Source organism: Actinomyces massiliensis 4401292 (genome assembly GCF_000269805.1).
GTDB lineage: Bacteria > Actinomycetota > Actinomycetes > Actinomycetales > Actinomycetaceae > Actinomyces > Actinomyces massiliensis.
On sequence record NZ_JH711482.1, the window covers coordinates 237,856 to 262,405 of the forward strand.

The following is a 24,550-nucleotide window of genomic DNA, read 5'->3' on the forward strand; positions in this document are numbered from 1 at the left end:
ACAGCCTCGTCGGCGAGAGCGGCATGGTGTGCGATGATCATCCTCATGCTTCGATGGATGACCGCTGGCGAGTCCCACGGGGAAGCCCTCACTGCGCTTATCGAAGGTGTGCCCGCCGGCGTGGAGATCACGAGCGAGCGGATCGAGCAGGTTCTGGCTCGGCGCAGGCTCGGCCATGGACGGGGCGCTCGCCAGGCCTTCGAACAGGACCGCCTGACGATTCTGGGCGGCATTCGGCATGGACGCTCGATCGGCAGCCCCATTGTTCTGCAGATCGGGAATTCCGAGTGGCCGAAATGGTCCACCGTGATGAGCGCGGATCCCGTCGACCCCGCAGAGCTTCTCCGCGATGCCGGTACCGGGGATGCGCGTGAGATCGCCCGCAACCGGCCTCTGACTAGGCCGCGCCCCGGTCATGCGGATCTGCCCGGGCTGCTCAAGTTCGATTTCGCCGATGCCCGTCCAGTTCTCGAGCGCGCCTCCGCGCGCGAGACCGCTGCTCGCGTTGCGCTCGGCGCGGTGGCGACTGCCATCATCGAGCAGGTGGCCGGCATTCGACTGGTCAGCCACGTTGTGCGCATTGGCGGAGCGGCGCTGCCCGATGAGGCGGCTCGCCCCACGCCGGATGATGAGGAACGGCTGACCGCTGATCCCGTGCGGTGCATCGACCCGGCCGTGTCGGCCGCCATGATCGCCGAGATCGACGCCGCCAAGAAGGCGGGCGACACCCTCGGCGGCGTGGTGGAGGTCATCGCCTCGGGCGTGCCCATAGGGCTGGGGACGCATGTCGAGGCGGACCGGCGCCTCGACGCCCGTCTGGCCGCGGCTGTCATGAGCATTCAGGCGGTCAAAGGAGTCGAGATCGGTGATGGCTTCTCCGAGGCCGCGTGCCGGGGCAGCCGTGCCCACGACGAGATCCTGGATGTCGCAGCCGGCAGCATCGTGCGCGGATCGAATCGGGCCGGCGGCATTGAGGGGGGCATGTCCAATGGCGCCCCGATCCGCGTGCGCGCCGCCTACAAGCCGATCTCCACTGTTCCCAGGGCGCTGCGCACCGTGGACATGAACACGGGCGAAGCGGCCAGCGGGTTGCACCAGCGCTCCGATACCACTGCGGTCGTGCCCGGAGCCGTTATCGCGGAGGCAATGGTCGCGCTCGTCCTGGCGGACGCGCTGCTGGTCAAGACCGGCGGGGACAGCGTGGTCGAGGCCAGACGCAACCTGGAGGGCTATCTCGCTCGCATCGCTGAGCGCACCCGATGGGAGGGAGAAGAGCGATGAGTCGCCGTCCCGTTCCTCATGTCACTCTCGACCCGGAGCATCTCCCGCTGGTCCTGGTGGGGCTGCCCGGTGCCGGCAAGACCACAGTGGCGCGGCTGCTCGCCTCGGCTCTGGGATTGCAGGTCACTGATACCGATGCTGAGATCCGCCGACGCGCCCGCATGACCGTCCCGCAGATCTTCGCCGCTGAGGGAGAAGAGGGCTTCCGGAGGCGAGAGACGCGTGCACTGCATGCGGTTCTCGACTCCCCGGCGTCGGCTCAGGGCGTGGTCGCACTGGGAGGGGGCGCCATCCTGCGGGACGAGAATCGCTCCCTGCTGCGCGGTCGCACAGTGGTGCACCTCATGGCCTCGCCCGAGACGGCTGCCGCACATGTCGGTGACGGGACTGGCCGACCGCTGGTGGCGCCCGAAGCGGATTCCGATACCACCGAGGACGCGCTGCATGTCGCGCGGGGGGCGACGCGTGCGAATCCCGACACGTCCGGTAGGTATTCTGCGGTTCTGGCGCGGATGCAGGCTCTCCACGACCAGCGTGCGCCCCTGTATGCCGATGTCGCCACATTGACGGTTCCCACTGATGGCTTGACCCCCCAGCAGGTGGCGGCGCTCATCCTGGTGGGACTCGGCGCCCAGGCACCCCATACCGCGCGGGCGCTGGCAGGTTTGAAGACCTCTACGTCGCGCGCAGGTGCAGGCTCGGACAAGCCGAGGGCGGCCGGTGCCGGTATGCCTCTTGTACCTCCGTCTCAGCCCCTGCGGGCCGGGACTGACGGGCGTTTGCGTCTGACAGTGCCCACTGCACATCCCTACCGGGTCATCATCGGTCGGGATCTGGCCGATGAAGTGGTCAGGGGGGTCGCCGGGGCGCCTGGAGGGGGAGGCGGGGGTGTCGCTCTTGTGCATGCCCCCGAACTCGCTGCTCGCGTCGGCCGGTACGAGGAGAGTCTGCGCGACGCAGGTCTGACAACTGAGCGGATCACCGTTCCCAGTGGCGAGGCGGCCAAGTCCAGCGCAGTGGTGGACATGCTCTGGGAACGGCTGGGCCGGATGCGCATGGGGCGCGACGGCTGTGTCGTCGCCGTGGGCGGGGGCGCGACCACTGACCTGGCCGGTTTCGCAGCGGCGACCTGGCTTCGAGGCGTGCCGGTCGTCCAGGTCCCCACGACTCTGCTGGCCATGGTCGATGCCGCTGTGGGCGGAAAGACCGGTATCGATACCGCAGCCGGCAAGAATCTAGTGGGCGCCTTCCATTCGCCGTCCGCCGTCGTGTGCGATGTGGCCGCTCTGGAGACACTGCCTGTCGAGGAGCTGCGAGCGGGATTGGGCGAGGTCGTCAAATGCGGGCTCATCGCCGATCCCGTCATCCTCGATCGTGTGATGGCCGATCCCGCCGAAGCCATTCGGTGGGATTCGCCCGTGCTCGCCGAATTGGTCGCCCGTTCGGTGGCCGTCAAGGCAGCCGTCGTCGGCAAGGACCTCGCTGAGACGGGGCTGCGGGAGATCCTCAACTACGGACATACGTATGCTCACGCCGTGGAGACTGCCACCGGCTATCACTGGCGCCATGGTGAGGCGGTTGCGGTCGGCTGTGTCTTCGCCGCCGAGGTCGCCCATCGCATGAAGCGCCTGGGCAGTGACGCTCTGGCCCTGCACCGCCAGGCGTTCACGGCGGCGGGGCTGCCGGTGTCCTTCCCCGAGGGCGCAGGGCATTTCGAGGAGCTTCTGAAGATCATGCGCTCTGACAAGAAGGTACGCGCTGGAGCGATCCGCATGGTTGTCCTCGACGGTATCGGCCTGCCCGCCCGCGGCGTCACCCCCGACCTCGCTGTGCTGCGCGAGGCCCATGAGGCGGTGACCGGAGCGGGGCCGGGGGACGAGGCGTGATCACCGACTCGGGCGGCGCGAGTAGCGGTGCCTCCATGGGGACGGCCGCGGGCTCGACCGTCTTCATCGGTCCGCCGGGCGCCGGATGCAGCGCTGTTGGGCGTACTTTGGCCGCCTCCTGGGGAGTGCCGATGTTGGATCTCGCCGAGGTGGTCGCGCAGGAGCTGGGCACGCGTCCGGAGCTGGCTCTCGTGGCGATCCCCGAGGCCCGGTACCGAGTGGTCGAGTCCACAGCGGCCCTCAGGCTTCTCGCCGAGGCCGAGCACTACCGACGCGTGGTGGCGCTCGGATCGGGATGTGTCACGGATGAACGGGTTCGTCAAGAACTGCGAGCCGCGGAGGGCAGAGGCGATCGGGTCGTGGCTCTGACGGCGACTGTGCGATGCCTGGCCTCGCGAAACGGCCTGAATGCGCCGCGGTCGATGGCGCTGGGCAATGTTCATCATGAGTTCGTCCAGATGCTGCATGCTCGTGAAGCCACATGCCGCGAGCTCGCATCGATGCGGGTGGACACCACGGACATATCACCGCGGCAGGCCGCCGCTGCGATCACAGCGTCCAGTCCGGGACGCTGATCCGCAGTCGCGCTTCGGGCTGTATCAGGTCCCGAATCGCGCCATCTGCGGCTTGAGTCGCGGTCCGCAGGGTGATGGCCGATTCCGAGATCGAGCGCACGTATGACGAGCTCGAAGGTAGGATCAACGCGAGGAGCACCGCCAGGCGACCCTTTCCCTACTGCGTGAGCGGACTTGTGAGGAGACCGTTCGCCGGCCATCACTGTTTCAATGGAGAAAGAATGTCCGATTCTACGACGTCCACGAGCTCCAAGACCTTCACCACTGATAGTGCTGATAGTGCGGATCCTGGCCCCAAGGGATTTCATATACGAGTTCCTTCTGCGTTCACTATTCTTTTCTTCCTGACCATTATCGCAGTCGCGGCGACCTGGCTGGTGCCTGCGGGATCTTATTCGAAGCTCGCTTACGATTCTGGATCGGAAGAATTTCAGATCACCTCGCCTGCCGGGAACGTCGAGACTATGCCGGCCACTCAGGAGAATCTTGACGATCTGGGCGTCAAGATCGAGGTTGAGAAGTTCACATCCGGTTCTATCGATAAACCTGTGTCTATTCCGGGCACATATGAGCGCATGCCGCAGAAGCCGCAGGGGGTCGAGGATATCACTGGCTCGATGGTCAAAGGCACCATTGAGGCGATCGACATCATCGTCTTCATTCTCGTCCTGGGAGGCCTGATCGGTGTGGTCAAGGCCACCGGCGCATTCGAGTCCGGTCTGGTCGCCCTGACGCAGAAGACGAAGGGGCGCGAGTTCCTGCTCGTCCTGGCTGTGTCTGTTCTCATGCTCCTGGGAGGCACCGCATGCGGGCTGGAGGAGGAGGCCGTTGCCTTCTATCCGATTCTGGTACCGATATTCCTCGCAATGGGGTACGACTCGATCATCTGCGTCGGCGCGATCTTCCTCGCCGGTTCGATGGGGACCACGATGTCGACCATCAATCCCTTCTCGGTCGTCATCGCGTCGAACGCTGCGGGTGTCGTGTTCACCGAAGGGCTGTGGTGGCGCGTCGCCGGGTGCATCATCGGCGGCATTGCCGTGTGCGCCTACCTGTACCGCTATGCCAAGATGATCAGGCGCGACCCGTCGAGTTCCTACACCTGGGAGGATCGGGATTCCTTCCGCGAACGCTGGGCAATGGGCTCTCAGAACTCCCAGGGCGAGCAGAACGAATTCTCCTGGCGGAAGAGAATCATCCTCATCCTGTTCGTATCGGCCTTCGTTCTGATGGTTTGGGGGGTAATGACGCAGGGCTGGTGGTTCCCGACCATGGCCTCCTCCTTCCTGGCGATCTGCATTATCATCATGTTCATTGCAATGACGGGGAAGGATCGTCTCGCCGAGAAGCAGCTCGTGGACGCTTTCTCCGAGGGGTCGTCGGCTCTTGTGGCGGTATCACTGATTATCGGTCTTGCCCGAGGAATCAATCTGGTGATGAACGAGGGTCTGATCTCCGATACGCTGCTCAACGCGTCATCGCATGTCGTGGAGGGGACCAGCGGTCCCCTGTTCATTCTGGTCATGCTGCTGATCTTCTTCGTCCTGGGATTCGTGGTTCCATCGTCATCGGGACTCGCCGTCCTGGCGATGCCGATCTTCGCCCCGCTGGCCGACACGGTCGGGATTCCGAGGTTCATCATCGTGTGCGCCTACCAGTGGGGGCAGTACGCGATGCTGTTCCTCGCTCCGACCGGGCTTGTCATGGCCACGCTGCAGATGCTTGACATGAAGTACCAGCATTGGCTGAGGTTCGTGTGGCCGATGGTCGTGTTCGTCCTGGGATTCGGAGGTGCGATGCTCGTCGCGCAGGTGCTCGTCTACTCGTGAACGCCTGGGGGGGGGCGCCTGGTTCTCTGAATTCCTCTCTGATTCGCCGAGGCGATCCTGCTCGAGATCGGTTCGCCTCCATCCGGCCGGTTGTGGCTCGCCCCGGTGAAGTTGCGCTGTTCCACCGCCTCAGTGCGGGCTAGGCTCTGCGCATGTACGTCCCGCGACATTTCTCGCTGCCCGAGGACTACACGCGCAAGCTGTTGGCCCAACCGAGAGTCGGAAACCTCGTGACTGTCCATGCCGCGGGCCCGGAGGCCACGATGGCGCCCTTCTACGTCGATGAGGGGGCGAACGCCCTGGTCACCCATCTCGTCAAGAACAATCCTCAGGTCGCCGAGCCCATCATCGGTCCGGGACTCGTTATTCTGGATGATGTCGATGCCTATGTGTCGCCGCGCTGGTACGCCACCAATGCGGTCAAACCGAATGTGCCCACGTGGGACTACATCACGATCCACGTGCGCGGTGCGGTGCGCATCGATTCCACTTCCGAGGCCGCTTTGACGGCGGCTCGCAGACTCACCGAGGTGATGGAGGACGACGACGTGCTGACGCCTGTCGGCCAGGAGAAGCTCCGCCGCATGGCCCGGGCCATTGTGGCTGTGGAGGTGAGTATGGACGACGTGCGGGGGAAGGCCAAGATGAGCCAGAATCGTCACCCCGAGGACATTCGCGGTCTCGCTGACGAGTTCGAACGGCAGGGGGAGAACCGAATGGCGGAGTTCCTCCGGACGGTGTCTCTGCCATACGCTGAACAGCGCTTCTCCACCTTGGCCCGTTTGCGGGAGGCCAAGGCTCTCGGTGAGGACATGGGCAGTTTCCATTGAGGCATTTGGAACGTTTGAGGCATTGAGGCATTGAGGTACTGAGTGAGGTTTTGAGGCGCGACCATCCGAGGGCGCTCGATCGGCTGCCGTGACCGGCCTCGCAGAAGCGCGCCGGGGAGAGCCCCCGCGTCCGCGGTAGACTCGCGCCGTCTCCGTGTACTCGTGTACTGCGGCACTCGTACTCTCAGTACTCTCGATACTCTCAGTACTCAATGTGCTTCGCACACGTCCCCCAACAGTGAGGAATCCGCCCGTGGCAACGACGAACGACCTGAAGAACGGCCTGGTGCTCAATCTCGAAGGCCAGTTGTGGCAGGTGGTCGAGTTCCAGCACGTCAAGCCGGGTAAGGGGCCCGCCTTCGTGCGCACCAAGATCAAGAACGTCTTGTCCGGCAAAACTGTCGATAAGACCTTCAACGCCGGTCTCAAGGTGGAGACCGCCACCGTTGACCGTCGTGATATGCAGTACTCGTACAAGGACGGCGAGGGCTATGTCTTCATGGACCTCAAGACCTATGAGCAGACCTACGTGACGGCGGAGACCGTTGGCGAGGCGGCTGATCTCATGCTCGAGGGCCAGGACGTCATCGTTGCCTTCCATGAGAACGATGTCCTGTTCATCGAGTTGCCCGCTGCCGTCGTCTTGACGGTTGCGCACACCGAGCCGGGCCTGCAGGGCGACCGCTCCTCGGCCGGGACCAAGCCCGCCACGCTCGAGACCGGTGCCGAGATTCAGGTTCCGCTGTTCCTCAACACCGGTGACAAGGTGAAGGTTGACACCCGGTCGCGCTCCTACATCAACCGCGTCACTGACTGACGTCCATGGCCACCGAGATGGCTGACGACACGGGTGATGTTGAGGGCGACGTCGATCAGGACGAGTCCGTCGATGTCGATGCAGATGCAGTGAACGGGGACAGCCCTTCGAAGAGTGCGAGCAAGCATGCCGTCACTGCTCGCACCAAGGCCCGTCGCCGTGCTGTCGAGATCCTCTTCGAAGCGGACCAGCGCGGCCTGCTGGGCTCCGCCGGCCGCGAGCCCGATGATGGGGAAGAGCTCGACGCCGATTCCAGCGGAGCTGGAGATCGTCTGCGGCGATTCGCGGCCGAGCGGGCTGTGAATTCAGCCAACCACACCGAAGCGCCCATTTACACCCGAGAGATCCTGTCCGGGGTGGCGGACCACCTGGGTGAGGTCGATGAGATCATCGAGACTTATTCCCAGGGATGGGTGCTGGCCCGCATGCCGGCGGTCGATCGTGCGATTGCGCGGGTGGCCACGTGGGAGATCGTGTGGAATGACGACGTCGACGTTCCCGTGGCCGTCGATGAGGCCATGACGCTGGGGCGTATGCTCTCGACTGATGACTCTCCTCGTTTCCTGAACGGATTGCTCGGTCGCATCGGAGATCTCGCCGACACTCTGCGCTGACAGCCGGACGAGGGGCTCTTCGTCGATACGCTCTTCTCTTTTCTTCGCGCCGCCATTTAGCGCCGTGGTCCTGGTGGATATCGTTCTCCTCCGGAAGGGAGACTACGGTCTTGGTGAGTCTTGAGTCGGTCTTGGCCAGTGACGGTCAGTGCTGTCCGCTGTTGGTCTGTGCTGATCACTGCTGGTCACTGCTCCCCATCGACACCGCTGGATCAGCGTCTAGGCTGTACTCGTCTTCCTGCTCTCTCAGGGCGGTCGTCTTGGCGATCGTTCCATGAACGTTCCATGCACCGTGCGGGTGCACCGAAAACCGATCCCCGACCTTCGTGGACCTTCGCTCGGCGCCTGGGACTCCAGGGCCTCAGGCCCCATGCCCCTAGGGGCATGGTGAAGACGGATAAGCACATACCAGTTTCAGGCGGATGCTCGCAGTGGGGCTGTCGCCGTCATGACGCACTTGAAGGAATCGAACATGGGGCAGTATCCACCACCGTACGACTCCGGCCCTTACGCAGTGGATTCTCAAGCTTCTCATGGAAACCCGTATCGTGCTGACGGACCGGTTTACACTCCCCCTGCGACGCCGCCGCACAATGGGCCGTACAGCGGCGGGCCGGTGCCCAACAACGGCATTCAGGTTCCGCCTCACGCCTCCGGTGGGCCGGTTATGCCGGTTTACGGTCCGGCTGCCGGGATGCCAGTCGCATACGTGCCGGCAGTGCCCGCACCCATGGTCATAGTCCCGCCGCCCAATCCCGAAGAAGTTGCGGAGAAGGGCAGGCGGGTTACCCGGGGCCTGGGACTGGGTGCGGCGATCACCGGGCTCATTTCCGTGGCATTCCAGGTCCTGACAGCATTGGGCATCATCTGGGCGATCAGTACCAGCGGCTCCTGGACTGAGGAGGCCACGGTGGCCGCGGTGCGGTTCGTCATGCTGGGCATTTTCGTCTTGCCCTGGCTGGTCGCGCTGGCCTGGGCCACGGCGTTCGGACTGTCCTTGGCAGCATGTATCAGGGCGAACATGCGTGGATCGGGCTCGCAATCCGAGCAGTCGGCCGGTAGTGGAGGCGTCATGGGTGCTCTTCTCACCGCGTCTGTTCTGCAGGGCATTCCATCCGTCATGCTTTTCTTCGCAGCTGTCGCCTCTGCGGATCGATACGATCCCTCCGGCTGGAGTTCTATATTAGTACTGGCGGCGGTTCTCGGGCTGGCACTCCTCTTCGCCCATATCGCTCTCGTCATCAAAATCCGGAATCTGGACAATTCGATCGAGAAGCAGGTTCCCTACGCATGAGCGCCTGCGTAGAACCCGTACCACAAGAGCTGTGAGCTTCGTCCTGCTCCCGGGGGACTGGTTGATGTGCCCAGGTGCGGGAAGAAGCGCTAAGATCAGTCGCGTCAGACATCCTTGAAGCCCGTCCAGTGAGGCGGAGAAGGAGGTCCACTTATCGTGGCCGAAGATCAGTCCACCGGGAAGCGGATACTCGGCGCAGCCGAGGTCAAGCGCTCCCTTGTTCGCATCGCTCACGAGGTCGTTGAGCGCAATCGCGGCGTTGACGATGTCATTCTCCTCGGGATTCCCTCCGGAGGTGTTCCACTGGCTCGCCGACTCGGCGAGGCCCTGAGCATCGCGCTGGCGGAGGACGCCGCCTTGACCGGCTCTCAGCCGGCCAACGCGGCTGTTCCGGTCGGAACATTGGATATCACGATGTTCCGCGATGATCTGGGGCGTCACCCGATCCGTGTTCCGCAACCCACATTCATCCCCGGGGATACCTTGGAGGGGCGCACCGTCATCCTGGTCGATGACGTCCTCTACTCTGGGCGCACCATCCGCGCCGCTCTTGACGCCCTGGGCTCGATCGGGCGCGCGCGAGCCGTCCAGCTCGCCGTCCTGGTGGATCGGGGGCATCGCGAACTACCGATCCGCGCCGACTACGTCGGTAAGAACCTGCCGACCTCCCGTACCGAGAAGGTCGTCGTCTCGCTGACCGAGCTGGGCGCCGCCGAGGACGCCGTCACCATTCACAACGTGGCCTCCGAGGAGAACGCCCGATGAAGCACCTGCTGAGCGCCAAGGACCTGGCTCACGACGAGGCCGTGATGGTTCTCGACACCGCTGAGGCGATGGCCGCCACACAGCGCCATGCCGTCAAGAAGCTGCCCACCCTGCGGGGCAAGACCATTGTCAACCTCTTCTTCGAGGACTCCACCCGCACGCGTCTGTCCTTCGAGGCGGCCGCCAAGCGGCTGAGCGCGGATGTCATCAACTTCTCCGCCAAGGGGTCGTCGGTATCCAAGGGCGAGTCCCTCAAGGACACCGCCCAGACGATCATGGCCATGGGCGCCGATGCGGTCGTCATCCGCCACTCCGCGTGCGGAGCCGCCCATCTGCTGGCACATGCCGGTTGGATCGACGTGCCCGTGCTCAATGCGGGCGACGGCACCCACCAGCACCCTACGCAGGCACTCCTGGATGCGATGACTCTGCGCCGCTGGTACGCGCCCGACGGTACCGCCGCAGACGGCTCTCCAGCCCCGCGGGGACGGGACCTGGGCGGGGCGAAGGTCATTATCGTCGGTGATGTCCTCCACTCCCGGGTGGCCCGCTCCAATGTCGATCTGATGACCGCCCTGGGCGCTCATGTCACCCTCGTGGCCCCTCCCACCCTGCTGCCCGTCGGCATGGACGACTGGACCTGTGATGTCTCCTTCGATCTGGACGAGGCCCTCGAGACTGTCCAGCCGGATGCCGTCATGATGCTGCGCGTTCAGCGTGAGCGCATGAGTGCCGCCGGCGGCGGTTTCTTTCCCAGTCCTGCTGAGTACTCGCAGGCATACGGCCTGAACCTCGCTCGGCGCGCGGTCATGCCCGAGCATGCCATCGTCATGCACCCCGGCCCGATGAACCGGGGCCTCGAGATCACCGCGGAGGCCGCTGACGACCCTCGCTCGCGCGTGATCGAACAAGTCGGCAATGGCGTGTCCGTGCGCATGGCCGCCCTCTATCTCCTCCTCGCCGACGAAGGGAACCAGCTGTGACCTCCCATCTTCTGACCGGTGTCCGCCCCTACGGTGAGGATGCCACCGACATTCTCCTGGCCGATGGAGTCATCGCTGCAATCGGGCCCGACGCCGCCGCTCAGGCTCCAGCCGATGCCGTGCGCCACGACCTGGACGGCCTGGTGACTCTTCCCGGCCTCGTGGATATTCACACTCATCTGCGCGAGCCCGGCGGTGAATCCGCGGAGACCGTCTTCACCGGCACCCGTGCAGCCGCCGTGGGCGGGTACACCTCTGTCTTCGCCATGGCGAATACCACCCCCGTGCAGGACAGCGCCGGCGTCGTCGAGCAGGTATTGCGCCTGGGGCGCGAGGCCGGCTGGGTGGACGTCCATCCTGTTGGCGCCGTGAGCGCGGGACTGGAGGGCAAGCACCTGTCCGAGATGAGTGCCATGGCGCATTCGGCGGCCCGTGTGAGGGTCTTCTCCGATGATGGCAAGTGCGTCGCCGATCCCGTTCTCATGCGCCGTGCGCTCGAGTACGTCAAGTCTTTCGACGGAGTCATCGCCCAGCACGCTCAGGATCCTCGCTTGACGGAGAACTCTCAGATGCACGAGGGCGTCGTCTCCGCCGAGCTGGGCCTGCGCGGTTGGCCGGCCGTGGCCGAGGAGTCGATCATCGCCCGCGATGTCCTGCTCGCACAGCATGTGGGAAGTCGCCTGCACGTGTGCCATCTGTCGACTGCCGGGAGTGTCGATATCATCCGCTGGGCCAAGGCCCGCGGCATCGACGTGACCGCTGAGGTCACTCCTCACCACCTGCTGCTCACCGACGAGATGGCGCGCACGTACTCGCCCCTGTACAAGGTCAATCCGCCGCTGCGCACGGCCGAGGACGTCGAGGCGGTGCGGGAGGCCCTGGCTGACGGCACCATCGACGTGGTCGGCACCGATCACGCCCCCCACCCGCTGGAGGACAAGGACTGTGAATGGCAGGCCGGCGCCTTCGGCATGACGGGGCTGGAGACGGCACTGCCGATCCTGATCGAGACCATGGTGTCTTCCGGACGCATGAGCTGGCGCGACCTGGCTCGGGTGATGTCCAGCGCACCGGCTGCGATCGGGCGGTTGGCCAACCAGGGACAGGGACTCGAAGTGGGTGCGCCCGCGAATGTCACCGTGGTCAACCCGGAGACGCGGCGCATCGTCGATGGCGGAGCGCAGTGGACGCATTCGGCGAACACCCCTTATGCCGGCATGGAACTGCCCGGTCAGGTCCGGGCCACCTTCCTGCACGGGCGGGCGACCGTGCTCGACGGGGCTCCGGTTCCCACGCAAGCAGCCTGAGGGCTGCCCGCAGTGCCCGTCACATCCGCGTCGCCGCGTGCCGGCGTCCGTGAGAACGCCCTGCTCGTCCTGGAGGACGGCTATGTCCTGCGCGGCAGCTCCTATGGGGCCACGGGCAGGACGGTCGGGGAGATCGTCTTCAACACCGGCATGACCGGCTACCAGGAGACGCTCACCGATCCCTCCTATCACCGTCAGATCGTTGTCATGACGGCACCGCACATCGGCAACACCGGTGTCAACGACGAGGATGCGGAGTCTGCGGGAATCCGGGTCGCCGGCTTCGTCGTGCGCGATCCCGCGCGGCGCGCCTCGAGCTGGCGGTGCCGCCGCGAGCTCGAGGACGAGCTGGCGGACGCGGGCGTGGTGGGCATCTGCCGGATCGACACGCGGGCGCTGACCCGGCATCTGCGCGACCGCGGCGCCATGCGGGCGGGCATCTTCTCCTCGGATGCCCTGCCCGCGGGCGCCGCCGACGCGGCTGGCCCGTCCCGGACCGCCGTGGACATCTGCCTGGAGGCCGTGCGCGCTGCGCCTCCCATGGCCGGCAGGGCCCTGGCCGCCGAGGTGAGCGCTCGGCAGCGCTATGTCGTCGAGCCTTCCGGGCGCTTCGAGGGATGCGAGCCGGTCGCCGTCGTCGCCGCTATCGACTTGGGGATCAAGGCCCGTACTCCGTGGCAGCTCGCCGAGCGGGGCGTGCGCGTCCACGTCCTGCCGCAGACGACGACATTCGAGGAGGTACTCGCCCTCCATCCGGATGGTGTTTTCTTCTCCAACGGGCCGGGTGATCCGGGTACTGCGCACAGCGAGGTCGAGCTGCTGCGGGGGGTTCTGGACGCCCGTATTCCCTTCTTCGGCATCTGCCTGGGCAATCAGATATTCGGGCGGGCCCTGGGCTATGGCACGTACAAGCTGAGCTACGGCCACCGGGGCATCAACCAGCCCGTCCTGGACCGCGCCGCCGGACGAGTGGAGATCACCGCCCATAACCACGGCTTCGCGGTTGACGCCCCGATCGGTGAGCCGAGCCTGGCGCCCTACGACGGCGGCCGCTACGGACGCGTTGAAGTCTCCCATGTGGGACTGAACGACCATGTCGTTGAAGGGCTGCGCGCCCTCGACGTGCCGGCCTTCTCCGTCCAGTTCCACCCCGAGGCGGCCGCCGGCCCGCACGATGGGGAGCATCTGTTCGACCGATTCGTGCGTTTGATGGCCGACCACCGTCACCGCCGTGACGGGGCTGCTGCCCGGACGATCCAGGAGGAGCGCTGAGATGCCGCTTCGTTCCGACCTCCGTTCCGTCCTGGTCATCGGCTCCGGGCCGATCGTCATCGGTCAGGCCTGCGAGTTCGACTACTCGGGCACTCAGGCCTGTCGCGTGCTGCGGGATGAGGGCATCCGGGTGATCCTGGTCAATTCCAATCCGGCGACGATCATGACCGATCCGGATATCGCCGACGCCACCTACGTCGAGCCCATCACCACCGAGGTCCTCACCGCCATCATCGACAAGGAGCGTCCCGACGCGCTTCTGCCCACCCTTGGGGGGCAGACCGCGCTCAACGCCGCCATGGGGCTGGTCGAGACCGGCGTTCTGGACGACTACGACGTCGAGCTCATCGGTGCCGATGCGGCGGCCATCAACGCGGGTGAGGATCGCGAGGAGTTCAAGAGGATCGTCGAGCGATGCGGTGCTGAGGTCGCTCGATCCGCCATCGCCCGCACCATGGCCGAGTGCTATGAGGCCGTCGAGGCTCTGGGCGGTTATCCCGTGGTGGTGCGGCCGTCCTTCACCATGGGAGGCCTGGGGTCCGGTATCGCCTACGACGCCGAGGATCTGGGGCGCATCTGCGGGCAGGGGCTGGCGGCCTCTCGGACTGCCGAAGTGCTCCTGGAGGAGTCCATCCTGGGCTGGAAGGAGTACGAGCTGGAGCTCATGCGCGACAAGGCGGACAACGCGGTGGTCGTGTGCTCTATTGAGAACATAGACCCCGTCGGCGTCCACACCGGCGATTCGGTCACTGTCGCACCGGCCCTGACTCTGACCGACCGGGAGATGCAGCGCCTGCGCGACATCGGCATCGCCGTCATCCGCGAGGTCGGCGTGGATACGGGCGGTTGCAATATCCAGTTCGCCGTCGACCCGGCGACCGGGCGCATCATCGTTATCGAGATGAACCCGCGGGTGTCGCGCTCCTCGGCCCTGGCGTCCAAGGCGACCGGTTTCCCGATCGCCAAGATCGCCGCCCGCCTGGCCGTGGGCTACACCCTCGACGAGATCCCCAATGACATCACCGGCTCGACTCCCGCCTCGTTCGAACCGACTCTCGATTATGTCGTCGTCAAGGTGCCGCGCTTCGCCTTCGAGAAGTTCCGCGGAGCCGATCCGAGACTCACCACCACCATGAAGTCGGTCGGAGAGGCCATGGCCATCGGCCGCTCCTTCACCGAGGCCCTCCAGAAGGCCATGCGTTCCATCGACAAGACGGGCATGGTCTTCCACTGGGACGGCCCAGCACCCGACGCCGCGGCCACCACCACCCTGATCGAGTCGGTCCGGGTGCCCACTGAGCACCGTCTTGTCGATCTCCAACAGGCGGTCCGTGGTGGTGCCTCTGTTGAGGAGCTCTTCGCCGCCACGAAGATCGACCCCTGGTTCTTGGACCAGATACTGCTGCTCCAAGAGATCGCCGACGAGGTCGCCGAAGCCCCTGCGCTGACCCCGCAGGTCCTCGCCGAGGCCAAGCGTCACGGCTTCTCGGACTGTCAGCTAGCTGCTCTGCGGGGCGTCGGCGAGGACACGATCCGCGAAATTCGCCACGCCTATGGCCTGCGTCCTGTCTACAAGACCGTTGATACCTGCGCGGCGGAGTTCGCGGCCCGCACTCCCTACCACTACTCCTCCTACGATCTGGAGACCGAGGTCGTGCCGCGCCGGCGCGAGGCCGTCATCATCCTGGGCAGCGGCCCCAATCGCATCGGCCAGGGCATCGAGTTCGACTACTCCTGCGTGCACGCCGCCATAGCGCTCGCCGATCGCTACGAGACCGTCATGGTCAACTGCAATCCCGAGACCGTGTCCACCGACTACGACGTCTCCGACCGCCTCTACTTCGAGCCGCTGACCTATGAGGACGTCATGGAGGTTTACGAGGCGGAGAGAGCGGCCGGTCCTGTGGCCGGAATGATCGTCCAGCTCGGCGGCCAGACCCCGCTGTCCCTGGCTGCTCGGCTCGAGGACGCCGGAGTGCCGATCCTGGGGACGAGCCCGGAGGCCATTGACGCGGCCGAGGATCGGCAGCTCTTCGGCATCGTGCTGGACGAGGCGGGCCTGCCCGCCCCCGCCCACAGCACCGCTCGCTCGGACGAGCAGGCCATGGCCGCGGCCGCGGAGATCGGCTTCCCCGTGCTGGTCCGTCCCAGCTACGTATTGGGCGGACGCGGCATGGAGATCGTCTACCAGCCCGGCGGTCTGGTCGATTATCTGCATCGTGCGGGCGCTGAGTCCGGCGGGGCATATGCGAATGGGCCGTTGCTGATCGACAGATTCCTCGACGATGCCATCGAGATCGATGTCGATGCTCTCTACGACGGCTCCGAGCTCTTCCTGGGCGGCGTCATGGAGCACATCGAGGAAGCCGGCATCCATTCCGGCGACTCCGCCTGCGTGCTTCCTCCGATGACCCTGTCGGACGCCGAGATCGCGCGTGTTCGCCGTTGCACGCAGATGCTTGCCGACGGCGTGGGCGTGCGGGGCCTGATCAATGTGCAGTTCGCCCTCATGAGCGACACCCTCTACGTCATCGAGGCCAATCCTCGCGCGAGCCGCACCGTTCCCTTCGTCTCCAAGGCCACGGGCGTTCAGCTCGCCAAGGCCGCGGCCCTGATCATGGCGGGGGAGTCCATCGCCTCCCTCAAGTCGTCCGGTCATCTGCCGCAAGAAGACGCGGGCGTGACCGATCCTTACGATCCGATCGCGGTCAAGGAGGCTGTTCTTCCGTTCAAGCGCTTCCGCACGCCGGACGGACGCATCGTGGACACCGTGCTGGGGCCGGAGATGCGCTCGACCGGTGAGGTCATGGGCTACGACGTCGACTTTCCGCGTGCCTTCGCCAAGTCGCAGGCGAGCGCCTACGGCGGTCTGCCCGGCGAGGGGACGCTGTTCGTCTCGGTGACCGATCGGGACAAGCGCGCCATCATTCTGCCGGTGGCTCGTCTGGCCGAGCTCGGGTTCACGATCCTGGCCACCACGGGTACGGCCCAGGTCCTGCGACGCAACGGTATTCCCGCTATCCCGGTGCGCAAACTCAGCGAGGGGCGGGGCGAGCACGGCGAGCGGACGATCGTCGAACTCATTGAATCCGATACGATCGACATGGTCGTCAACACTCCGAAGGGTCAGGGCGCGCGTGCCGACGGCTACGCGATACGGGCGGCTGCCACGAGCGCGGGTCGGCCGATCATCACCACCGTCCAGGAACTCCAGGCAGTTGTCCAAGCCCTGGAGGCGCAGCTGCGCGGGCCCTTCCGCGTCCGCAGTCTTCAGGAGCACGGCACCGACAGGATCGCCCGATTGCAGGGCGCAGCGAAACGGGAGGTTCGACTATGAGTGCTTCCACTCCTTCTGCCGGCGGACCTGCGCCCCAGGGCACTGAGGGCGTTCGGGGTCGATCGGCCTTCGGCGCTGCGCTTGCCGAGGCCATGGATGCCCATGGCCCGCTGTGCGTGGGCATCGACCCGCATCAGGCCCTGCTGGCCTCCTGGGATCTTCCGGATACGCCTCGGGGGCTGCGGGACTTCGCTCTGCGCATCGTGGACGCCGTTGGAGGAAGAATCGCCGCGGTCAAGCCGCAATCCGCCTTCTTCGAGAGGCATGGCAGTGCGGGTATCGCTGTTCTGGAGGAGACCCTTGCTGCGCTGCGCGCTGTCGGCACCTTGTCCATCTTGGATGTCAAGCGTGGCGATATCGGCTCGACCATGAGCGGCTATGCCCAGGCCTACCTCGTTGAGGGTGCTCCTCTGGCCGCCGATGCCATGACGCTCTCGCCCTACCTCGGATATGACTCCCTATCACCCGCTCTGGAGCTGGCGAACGCCTCCGGGCGCGGCGTGTTCGTTCTGGCTCTCACCTCGAATCCAGAGGGCGCGAGCGTTCAGCACGCGTCCACGGGACAGGGGTCGCGATCGAGTTCCGTGGCGGCCGATGTCGTCGCGGGTGCGGCCCGGTCTAATGCCGCGGCCCGCGATGCCAACACCCTCGGCAGCGTCGGTCTGGTGGTCGGGGCGACCACCGGCCGGGCCGTGGCCGAGCTGGGGATCGACCTGCTCGGCGCCAATGCGCCGCTGCTGGCCCCGGGGGTGGGGGCTCAGGGTGCGGGTGCCGCCGAGCTGGAGGCCGTTTTCGGGGCTGCGCGTCGCCATGTGCTGGCCTCGACTTCCCGCGGCGTACTCAGCGCAGGGCCCGACCTGGTCGCTTTGCGCGCAGCCGCGCAGGCTGCCGCTGCGGAGGCGCTCTCGGCATTGCGGGCCTGAATCCGGGCGATCTCGTGCGGCATCATAGGCGCATGACGCATTCCTCGCTCTCGTCCGCTCCCGCGCGCCTGACCGTTCTGGCCGGCCCCACCGCGGTGGGCAAGGGGACCATCGTCGCCGAACTGCGCCGGCGTCACCCCGAGTTGTTCGTCTCGGTCTCGGCGACCACTCGGGGGCCGAGACCGGGCGAGATCGACGGCGTGCATTATCTGTTCGTGTCCGACGGCGAGTTCGACAGACTCATTGACAGCGGCCAGATGCTGGAGTGGGCACTGGTTCACGGCGCCCATCGCTATGGGACGCCCCGTGGTCCTGTTCAGGCCGAGCTCGACGCCGGTCGTCCTGCCCTGCTCGAGATCGATCTGGCCGGCGCTCGGCAGGTTCGCGCGTCCATGCCGACCGCACAACTGGTCTTCATCATGCCTCCGAGCTGGGATGAGCTCGTGGCCCGGCTTGCCGGGCGAGGCACCGAGGATGCCCGAGAGCGGGAGCGCCGCCTGGCCACCGCACGCACGGAGATGGAAGCGGCACAGGAGTTCGACCACGTCATTGTCAATGACACCGTGGCGCATGCCACGGACGAGCTCGAAAAACTATTGGGAATCAAGGGCTAAACTGTCCCGGTTACCATCAGGTATTTCCGACGTCCACCACACGGGAAGAAGCTCATGCTCGGAACCTCCGCACAGCCCGAGGGCATCACCAACCCGCCGATCGACGACCTGCTCGAGAAGGTCGACTCCAAGTACGGGCTCGTTGTGGAAGCCGCCAAGCGCGCTCGTCAGATCAATACCTATACCCGGCAGCTCGAGGAGAACCAGCTCGACTACTTCGGTCCTCTCGTTGAGGCCGAGCCTGATGAGAAGCCCCTGACCATCGCTCTGCGCGAGGTGGTCGAGGACAAGCTTCAGGTCATCCCGGGTGATGAGGCTCGGGCGCGGCGTGCTGAGAATGAGAAGGCTCGTCGCGCCGCGGAAGAAGACATGTTCTCCGATATCCCGCTTGATGCTGTATCCGCCCCGGCGGAGGGTGAGGACGCCCCGGCGTCCACCAACCTCGACGAGATCGAGTTCTGAGCGCGCGTCGGTGACGCGGGTGGCTCCGTCCGTTAAGGGCGGTATGTGAGGACATGAGGGTTCGGTCATGATCATGACGCCTGACGTCCCAACCGGTCCGTGGCGTGTTGTCGTCGGGGTGTCCGGTTCCATCGCCGCCTACAAGGCCCCTTTCGTGGTCCGTCGTCTGCGACAGGCGGGGCACGAGGTTCGCGTGGTCGCAACGGATGCAGCATTGCGCTTCATCGGCGCGCCGGCTCTGGCAGCGGTCGCAGGGCGGCCGGTGAGCAGCGGTATTTTCGACGACCCGGCTGCCGTCGAGCATGTCGCGGTGGGAGAGTGGGCGGACCTTGTTGTGGTGGCCCCGGCCTCTGCCGACCTGCTGGCACGGGTCGCGTCCGGTCGTGCCGACGATCTGCTGACCGCCACGATTCTGACGACGACGGCCCCCGTGGTCCTTGCCCCCGCCATGCATACCCAGATGTGGGCCAATCCTGCGACCCGGGAGAACGTGGCCACGCTGCAACGCCGTGGCCTGAGCATCATCCACCCGGATTCCGGACGCTTGACGGGCGCCGACTCGGGGGAGGGGCGGCTGCCCGATCCTGAGCGCATTGTCGCCGAGGCGCTGGCCGTGCTCGCTGATCGACGGGCGCGCAGGGCGGGGGCGTCCGGGAGCGGAGCACTGTCGGGCCGGCATGTGGTCGTTTCGGCCGGTGGCACCCGTGAGCCTATCGATCCGGTGCGGTATGTGGGCAACAGCTCTTCGGGACGCCAGGGGGTCGCTGCGGCGTGCGCCGCCGCAGAGCGCGGTGCGCGAGTGACTCTCGTGGCGGCCAATGTGGCTGACGATGTTCTCGCGGTTCTTGCGACCCTGCCTCGTGAGGTGGAGGTCGTCGCGGTCGGTACTGCCGTGGAGCTGCACGACGCCGTCCGACGGGCCGCTCGGGATGCCGACGCCGTCATTATGGCCGCGGCCGTTGCCGACTACCGTCCTGTTGAGGTGTCCGCATCCAAGATCAAGAAGCATGGCCTGCAACGCGGTTCTGCCGCGGACGGGAGTGCTCGTCTGACCATTGAGCTCGTGGAGAACCCCGATATCCTCGCGAGTCTTGTCGCCGATCCGCCGCGCCGTGATGGCGAGCGGATGCTCACCGTCGGTTTCGCCGCGGAGACCGGTGATGCTGAGGGGGATGTGCTCGCTCACGGTGCTGCCAAGGCGCGTCGCAAGGGTGCGGATCTTCTCGCCGTCAACGCTGTGGGGGAGCGCCTCGGCTTCGGAGACGTCCCCAATTCCATCGTGATCCTTGATAACCGCGGCTATGAAGTCGCCCGAGTCGAGGGCTCCAAGATTGATGTCGCCCGCGTCCTCATTGATCTGGTCGCGTCCAGGCTCTCCGATTGACCGTGAGGCGTGCGGGAGGGGGCAGCAGGATCAGAGGGCCGAGAAGGCCATGAGAGGGCCCTGGCGTGTCCGCTGAATCTGATGAATCTGAATCCCAGGACGTCTGAATAATCACGGAGCAGGCATGATGTCGCCCTTCAGGCATCTTGTTGCGCGGGCCTACGATTGGGGTGTTAGGACAGCGCAGAGCCTCGTCGTCATGAAGCTGCGCATGACAAATACGCACCCATACCTCGCAAGGGACATCACATGCCATTGAGTTCTCTCCGCCTGTTCACCTCGGAGTCAGTGACCGAAGGGCATCCCGATAAGGTCTGCGATCGGATCTCGGACTCCATTCTTGACGCCATTCTGGCCCAGGATCCTGCCGCGCATGTCGCCGTCGAGACAATGGCGACAACAGGACTGGTCCATGTCGCCGGCGAGGTGACCACCAACGCTTATGTTGAGATCCCCGAGATCGTGCGCTCCGAAATCGTATCGATCGGCTACACCTCATCCGAGGTCTGCTTCGACGGCGCCTCCTGCGGTGTGTCGATTTCGATCGGCCAGCAGTCTCCGGATATCGCGGCCGGTGTGCACAAGGCTCTTGAGGTGCGAGGCGATTCCGGGGACCTCGATCCTCTCGACTTCCAGGGCGCGGGGGATCAGGGCCTCATGTTCGGTTACGCCTGTACGGACACGGCTGAGCTCATGCCGCTGCCGATCCACTTGGCGCATCGTCTCGCCGAGCGTCTGACGTTGGTGCGCAAGCAGGGTCTCATGACGGGCCTGCGTCCCGATGGCAAAACCCAGGTCACCATTGGCTACGACGGGGATCGTGCGGTGAGCCTGAGAAGCGTGGTGGTCTCGACACAGCACGACCCCGGTCGCACTCGCGCCTGGCTGACCGACGCCATCACCTCCGAGGTGATCCGGCCGGTGCTTCAGGCCGAAGAGGACAAGGGCCTCCAGCTGGCCACAGCCAATGCCGAGGTCCTGGTCAATCCGTCTGGCCAGTTCGTCATCGGCGGTCCCGCTGGAGACGCCGGCCTGACCGGCCGCAAGATCATCGTGGACACCTATGGCGGGATGGCTCGTCATGGCGGAGGCGCTTTCTCCGGCAAGGATCCGTCCAAGGTCGATCGATCCGGCTCCTACGCCATGCGCTGGGTCGCCAAGAACGTCGTCGCAGCGGGTCTTGCTCGGCGCTGCGAGATTCAGGTTGCCTATGCCATCGGCTCCGCTCATCCCGTGGGCCTGTACATTGAGACCTTCGGTACCGAGACAGTCCCCGTCGCGCGGATCGCCGCCGCCATCGAGGCGGTCTTCGACCTGCGCCCGGCCGCAATCGTGCGCGATCTCGATCTGCTTCGTCCGATCTACCGCGCTACCAGCGCCTACGGACACTTCGGCCGTCCTGGTTTCTCCTGGGAGGAGACCGGCCGCGCCGAGGCCCTGCGCGCCGCGGTCTAAGCCGCATCTGTCTTGCGGGGCGGTGCGATGAGCCGGATGAGCCGTGGGGGAAGACCCGCCCAAGGCGCGTTACTGGCTGCACCGGCGCCGTCTGAGCATGGTGTGGACGGCAATGGTGTTGCCGCGCCCGTGGCCAGAGTGCTGCTCGATTCTCCCTTGCCGCATCTGGACCGCCTTTTCGACTACCTCGTCCCACCGGATCTTGATGCCTCGGCCGCCGTGGGCACGAGCGTGATCGTCCGCTTCGGTGGGCAGGATATGCGCGGATGGGTCTGGGAGCGCGGCGCGACGACGACCCACGCCGGTCGACTGACCCCGATTCGCCGGGTCGTCTCGGACCTGCCGGTGCTCACCGGTGCCACGAAGGCGCTGATCGAGGCGGTCGCGACGAGAAACGCCGGGGTGCGTTCGGACATCATCCGCCTTGCGGTACCGCCGCGTCATGCGTCTACCGAGCATTCTGAGCGTGGTCGTGGCGCACCGTCGCCGTCTCAGTGGCAGGCGCCGTCCGGAGAGGGATGGGACGCATATGGCGGAGCCGGATTCGTGGATGCGCTCGCCGACGGCGGCGCGCCACGTGCCGTGTGGACTGCTCTCCCAGGACGGGCCGGCCTGGTACGCCGGTGGACTGCGCTGCTCGGCGATGCCATCAGGGCCGCCCTGGCGTCGGGCCGAGGCGCTCTCGTCATAGTCGCGACTGCGGCACAGGCCGAGGCCGTGGCGACGGCGCTGAAGGAGGAGCTGCTCCCCGCGCTTGACGAACCGATTGTCGTGCTGACCGCAGAGGGGGGCCCTGCTCGTCGCTACCGAGCCTTCCTGCGTGTGCTGCTCGGAACCGCGCGCATTGTGGTGGGTACACGCGCTGCCGCCTTCGCCCCGGTGCGTGGCCTGGGCCTGGCGGTCATCTGGGATGACGGCGACAACCGCCTCGATGAGCGTCATGCTCCCTACACGCACGCTCGCACTGTTCTGGCGCTGCGCTCCGGCCTGGAAGGGGCGGGTTTGCTGGTGGCCGGCTACGCCCGCAGCATCGAGGCCCAGAGCTTCGTGGAGCAGGGGTGGGCTGAGGAGCTCAGTGCTCCTCGGTCATTGCGGCGTGCCGCCGTTGCGCGGGTGCACGCCCCCAATGCGACTCGATTGGAAGCCGAGGGCTCCTCCGGAATCGCCCGAATTCCGTCACTTGCGCACCGAGCGGTGCGTGATGCCCTGGCCGATGGGCCCGTTCTGGTTCAGGTCTCACGCTCCGGCTATGCCCCGGTGGTGGCGTGCCGGCGATGCGGACAGGCCGCTCGCTGCCCCCATTGCGGGGGCCCGCTGGCCATGGAGACGGCCGGGGTCACCACCTGCCGGTGGTGCGCGCGCGGACTGGCGGGTTGGCTCTGTCCCGCATGCGGTGGTGATCAGGTGCGTATGCGCGGCTCGGGCAGTGCGCGCACCGGCGAGGAACTGGGCCGTGCCTTTCCGGGCACGCCGGTGGCGATCTCCGGTGCGCGCGAGTCGCACGGCGTCATTGAATCCGTGGACGCCTCGCCCCGCCTGGTAGTCGCCACACCCGGTGCCGAGCCGGTCGCCGACGGCGGGTACTGCGCGGTTCTGCTCCTTGATGGCGCCCTTCTGTCAGCCCGCCCTGAACTCGGGGCGGGCGCGGAGGCGCTGCGACGATGGACCAACGCGGTGGTCTTGGCACGTGCAGATGCGCGGGTCATTCTTCTGGGCGGTCCGGATCCGTCAGCCGCGCAGGCGTTAGTGCGGTGGGATCATGCCGGTTACGCTCGTGAGGATCTGCTCGAGCGCGTTGACCTGCACCTCCCCCCAGCCTGGCGCACGGCGCGGTTGGACGGATCATGGGATGGCGTGGAGGCACTGCTTGCTCAGGCGCAGTCGGAGAATTTCGAGACCTTGGGCCCTGCACCGACGCCTGTTGCTGGTACAGCGCAGCAGGACCGGTCCGCCCCGGGCGGTGGCTCCACCGCACGGGCTTTGATCCGGGTGCCTGCCGACCGCGGGCGGGAGCTGGCGATCATGCTGCGGGTGCGCCAGCGCGAGCGCTCGGCGCATCGGGAGGAGACGGTCCGCGTTGAGCTCGATCCGACCGTGCTGTGGTGAGACGGCGGGGAATGTGATGGAGCCTGCCTGACAGGCCGGATGACGGCTCCGCCTAAGATCTCACGGATATGTCGAAGACCCTGAATCTTTGTCAATCTCTGTCATCGGGTGGGCCATCACCCTCAGGACTGTTCTCGTCCTGATCGGGGTCCTGATCGGCCTGCGCCCAGAATGCAGTGATCTTTCCAAGAAGATCAGCAGCAGTGGCGTGCACGTCACGACCCTCGCTCAAAGCGGTCACCGCGGCCCCGTCGACGACTGCGATCACCAGGTCGGGGTCGACGACAGCCCCCAATCGTTCCAGCAGACGACCGACGGCGGCGTTGAGGCGCTGACGACCCTGGTGATAGGCCTGCTCAACGGGCGCGACGGCGCCCGCGGAGATGAGTTGGATATAGTGCCCGAGATACGGGCCCTCCGGCGGGAGCGTTGCCTGAAGCACCAGATCCAGTCGTCCGGATAGAGGAGGGATCTGCTCCAGGGCCTCCACTTTGTCCGCCACGTGCTCCGCCCGCGACGCCCAGATGGCGATATTGATCAGGCCGGCCTGATAAAGCAGGTCGTCCAGGCCCTTGAAGTAGTAGGTCGTCGCTGACAATGAGCAGCCGGCGCGCCTGGCAACGGCGCGATGACTCACCTCGGCCGGCCCCTCCTCGCGAATGATCGCAGCGGCCGCTTCGATGATCGTCTGTCGTCGTCCCTCTCCGCGCGAAGTCGGGCGTACGCCGCTCCGAGCCTGGCGAGACGGTTGAAAGGCGGCAGACAAGGGATCAGCCATGTCTTCGTAGGGTAGCAAAGTGCGGGACGCCGTGCGTC

20 protein-coding genes are annotated in these 24,550 nt (G+C 65.9%); 19 read left to right on the forward strand and 1 reads right to left on the reverse strand.

The features are described from left to right. Window positions 1-33 precede the first annotated feature (33 nt). The 19 genes from aroC (at window position 34) to W5W_RS0109550 (ending at window position 23,734) form a co-directional block, all read left to right on the forward strand. Window positions 34-1,281 carry a chorismate synthase gene (gene aroC / locus W5W_RS0109460; RefSeq protein WP_017195229.1) on the forward strand — a complete coding sequence of 416 codons (1,248 nt, stop codon included), beginning with the start codon at window positions 34-36 and terminating at the stop codon, window positions 1,279-1,281. Continuing rightward, the gene (gene aroB, locus W5W_RS0109465) at window positions 1,278-3,167 is read left to right on the forward strand and encodes a 3-dehydroquinate synthase (RefSeq protein ID WP_017195230.1); all 1,890 of its coding nucleotides are present in this window, start codon (window positions 1,278-1,280) and stop codon (window positions 3,165-3,167) included. Before aroC ends, aroB begins: the two co-directional genes overlap by 4 nt. Continuing rightward, a complete protein-coding gene (locus W5W_RS0109470) occupies window positions 3,164-3,742 on the forward strand; it encodes a shikimate kinase (RefSeq protein ID WP_017195231.1) in 579 nt (192 codons plus the stop codon). The genes aroB and W5W_RS0109470 overlap by 4 nt, the downstream gene beginning before the upstream one ends. Window positions 3,743-3,963: 221 nt before the next feature. After that, on the forward strand, window positions 3,964-5,571 hold the full coding sequence (locus W5W_RS0109475; protein ID WP_029574225.1) for a YfcC family protein: 1,608 nt from the start codon (window positions 3,964-3,966) through the stop codon (window positions 5,569-5,571). Between the two features lie 152 nt (window positions 5,572-5,723). Continuing rightward, window positions 5,724-6,401 (forward strand): FMN-binding negative transcriptional regulator, encoded by a 678-nt coding sequence (locus W5W_RS0109480; protein ID WP_017195233.1) that lies wholly within the window; start codon window positions 5,724-5,726, stop codon window positions 6,399-6,401. Window positions 6,402-6,654: 253 nt separating this feature from the next. Next, window positions 6,655-7,218: an elongation factor P gene (gene efp, locus W5W_RS0109485; protein ID WP_008731289.1), complete on the forward strand. Its 564-nt coding sequence runs from the start codon at window positions 6,655-6,657 to the stop codon at window positions 7,216-7,218. 5 nt (window positions 7,219-7,223) lie between these two features. Further along, window positions 7,224-7,832 (forward strand): transcription antitermination factor NusB, encoded by a 609-nt coding sequence (gene nusB, locus W5W_RS0109490; RefSeq protein WP_008731279.1) that lies wholly within the window; start codon window positions 7,224-7,226, stop codon window positions 7,830-7,832. Between the two features lie 694 nt (window positions 7,833-8,526). Continuing rightward, window positions 8,527-9,126, forward strand: a complete 600-nt coding sequence (locus W5W_RS0109495) for a hypothetical protein (RefSeq protein ID WP_154650320.1) — start codon at window positions 8,527-8,529, stop codon at window positions 9,124-9,126. 156 nt (window positions 9,127-9,282) lie between these two features. Then, window positions 9,283-9,891 carry a bifunctional pyr operon transcriptional regulator/uracil phosphoribosyltransferase PyrR gene (pyrR, locus tag W5W_RS0109500; RefSeq protein ID WP_008731281.1) on the forward strand — a complete coding sequence of 203 codons (609 nt, stop codon included), beginning with the start codon at window positions 9,283-9,285 and terminating at the stop codon, window positions 9,889-9,891. Further along, window positions 9,888-10,874 carry an aspartate carbamoyltransferase catalytic subunit gene (locus W5W_RS0109505; protein ID WP_008731271.1) on the forward strand — a complete coding sequence of 329 codons (987 nt, stop codon included), beginning with the start codon at window positions 9,888-9,890 and terminating at the stop codon, window positions 10,872-10,874. Before pyrR ends, W5W_RS0109505 begins: the two co-directional genes overlap by 4 nt. Continuing rightward, entirely contained in the window at window positions 10,871-12,181 is a 1,311-nt protein-coding gene (locus W5W_RS0109510) for a dihydroorotase (RefSeq protein WP_017195235.1), read from the forward strand. The genes W5W_RS0109505 and W5W_RS0109510 overlap by 4 nt, the downstream gene beginning before the upstream one ends. Before the next feature lie 12 nt (window positions 12,182-12,193). Continuing rightward, window positions 12,194-13,453 carry a glutamine-hydrolyzing carbamoyl-phosphate synthase small subunit gene (carA, locus tag W5W_RS0109515; protein WP_008731288.1) on the forward strand — a complete coding sequence of 420 codons (1,260 nt, stop codon included), beginning with the start codon at window positions 12,194-12,196 and terminating at the stop codon, window positions 13,451-13,453. Between the two features lies 1 nt (window position 13,454). Further along, on the forward strand, window positions 13,455-16,790 hold the full coding sequence (gene carB, locus W5W_RS0109520; protein ID WP_008731270.1) for a carbamoyl-phosphate synthase large subunit: 3,336 nt from the start codon (window positions 13,455-13,457) through the stop codon (window positions 16,788-16,790). After that, window positions 16,787-17,713 (forward strand): orotidine-5'-phosphate decarboxylase, encoded by a 927-nt coding sequence (gene pyrF, locus W5W_RS0109525; protein ID WP_029574227.1) that lies wholly within the window; start codon window positions 16,787-16,789, stop codon window positions 17,711-17,713. Before carB ends, pyrF begins: the two co-directional genes overlap by 4 nt. A gap of 32 nt (window positions 17,714-17,745) precedes the next feature. Then, a complete protein-coding gene (gmk, locus tag W5W_RS0109530; RefSeq protein WP_008731277.1) occupies window positions 17,746-18,327 on the forward strand; it encodes a guanylate kinase in 582 nt (193 codons plus the stop codon). A gap of 54 nt (window positions 18,328-18,381) precedes the next feature. Further along, window positions 18,382-18,789 carry a DNA-directed RNA polymerase subunit omega gene (rpoZ, locus tag W5W_RS0109535; RefSeq protein ID WP_008731278.1) on the forward strand — a complete coding sequence of 136 codons (408 nt, stop codon included), beginning with the start codon at window positions 18,382-18,384 and terminating at the stop codon, window positions 18,787-18,789. 67 nt (window positions 18,790-18,856) lie between these two features. After that, window positions 18,857-20,173: a bifunctional phosphopantothenoylcysteine decarboxylase/phosphopantothenate--cysteine ligase CoaBC gene (coaBC, locus tag W5W_RS0109540; RefSeq protein WP_017195237.1), complete on the forward strand. Its 1,317-nt coding sequence runs from the start codon at window positions 18,857-18,859 to the stop codon at window positions 20,171-20,173. A 249-nt stretch (window positions 20,174-20,422) separates the two neighbouring features. Beyond that, entirely contained in the window at window positions 20,423-21,628 is a 1,206-nt protein-coding gene (metK, locus tag W5W_RS0109545) for a methionine adenosyltransferase (RefSeq protein WP_008731269.1), read from the forward strand. A 102-nt stretch (window positions 21,629-21,730) separates the two neighbouring features. Continuing rightward, complete coding sequence (locus tag W5W_RS0109550; protein WP_017195238.1) at window positions 21,731-23,734, forward strand: primosomal protein N' family DNA-binding protein; 2,004 nt, start codon at window positions 21,731-21,733, stop codon at window positions 23,732-23,734. 91 nt (window positions 23,735-23,825) lie between these two features. Here W5W_RS0109550 and W5W_RS0109555 read toward each other — a convergent pair whose 3' ends face one another. Next, window positions 23,826-24,500 carry a TetR/AcrR family transcriptional regulator gene (locus W5W_RS0109555; protein ID WP_274517144.1) on the reverse strand — a complete coding sequence of 225 codons (675 nt, stop codon included), beginning with the start codon at window positions 24,498-24,500 and terminating at the stop codon, window positions 23,826-23,828. Window positions 24,501-24,550: the final 50 nt, after the last annotated feature.

Excerpts from the sequence above, each read along its gene's own strand:
- aroC (WP_017195229.1), top strand. The coding sequence starts at position 34 with ATGATCATCCTCATGCTTCGATGGATGACCGCTGGCGAGTCCCACGGG.
- aroB (WP_017195230.1), top strand. The coding sequence starts at position 1,278 with ATGAGTCGCCGTCCCGTTCCTCATGTCACTCTCGACCCGGAGCATCTC.
- W5W_RS0109475 (WP_029574225.1), top strand. The coding sequence starts at position 3,964 with ATGTCCGATTCTACGACGTCCACGAGCTCCAAGACCTTCACCACTGAT.
- W5W_RS0109480 (WP_017195233.1), top strand. The coding sequence starts at position 5,724 with ATGTACGTCCCGCGACATTTCTCGCTGCCCGAGGACTACACGCGCAAG.
- nusB (WP_008731279.1), top strand. The coding sequence starts at position 7,224 with ATGGCCACCGAGATGGCTGACGACACGGGTGATGTTGAGGGCGACGTC.
- W5W_RS0109495 (WP_154650320.1), top strand. The coding sequence starts at position 8,527 with ATGCCAGTCGCATACGTGCCGGCAGTGCCCGCACCCATGGTCATAGTC.
- W5W_RS0109505 (WP_008731271.1), top strand. The coding sequence starts at position 9,888 with ATGAAGCACCTGCTGAGCGCCAAGGACCTGGCTCACGACGAGGCCGTG.
- carB (WP_008731270.1), top strand. The coding sequence starts at position 13,455 with ATGCCGCTTCGTTCCGACCTCCGTTCCGTCCTGGTCATCGGCTCCGGG.
- pyrF (WP_029574227.1), top strand. The coding sequence starts at position 16,787 with ATGAGTGCTTCCACTCCTTCTGCCGGCGGACCTGCGCCCCAGGGCACT.
- gmk (WP_008731277.1), top strand. The coding sequence starts at position 17,746 with ATGACGCATTCCTCGCTCTCGTCCGCTCCCGCGCGCCTGACCGTTCTG.
- rpoZ (WP_008731278.1), top strand. The coding sequence starts at position 18,382 with ATGCTCGGAACCTCCGCACAGCCCGAGGGCATCACCAACCCGCCGATC.
- coaBC (WP_017195237.1), top strand. The coding sequence starts at position 18,857 with ATGATCATGACGCCTGACGTCCCAACCGGTCCGTGGCGTGTTGTCGTC.
- metK (WP_008731269.1), top strand. The coding sequence starts at position 20,423 with ATGCCATTGAGTTCTCTCCGCCTGTTCACCTCGGAGTCAGTGACCGAA.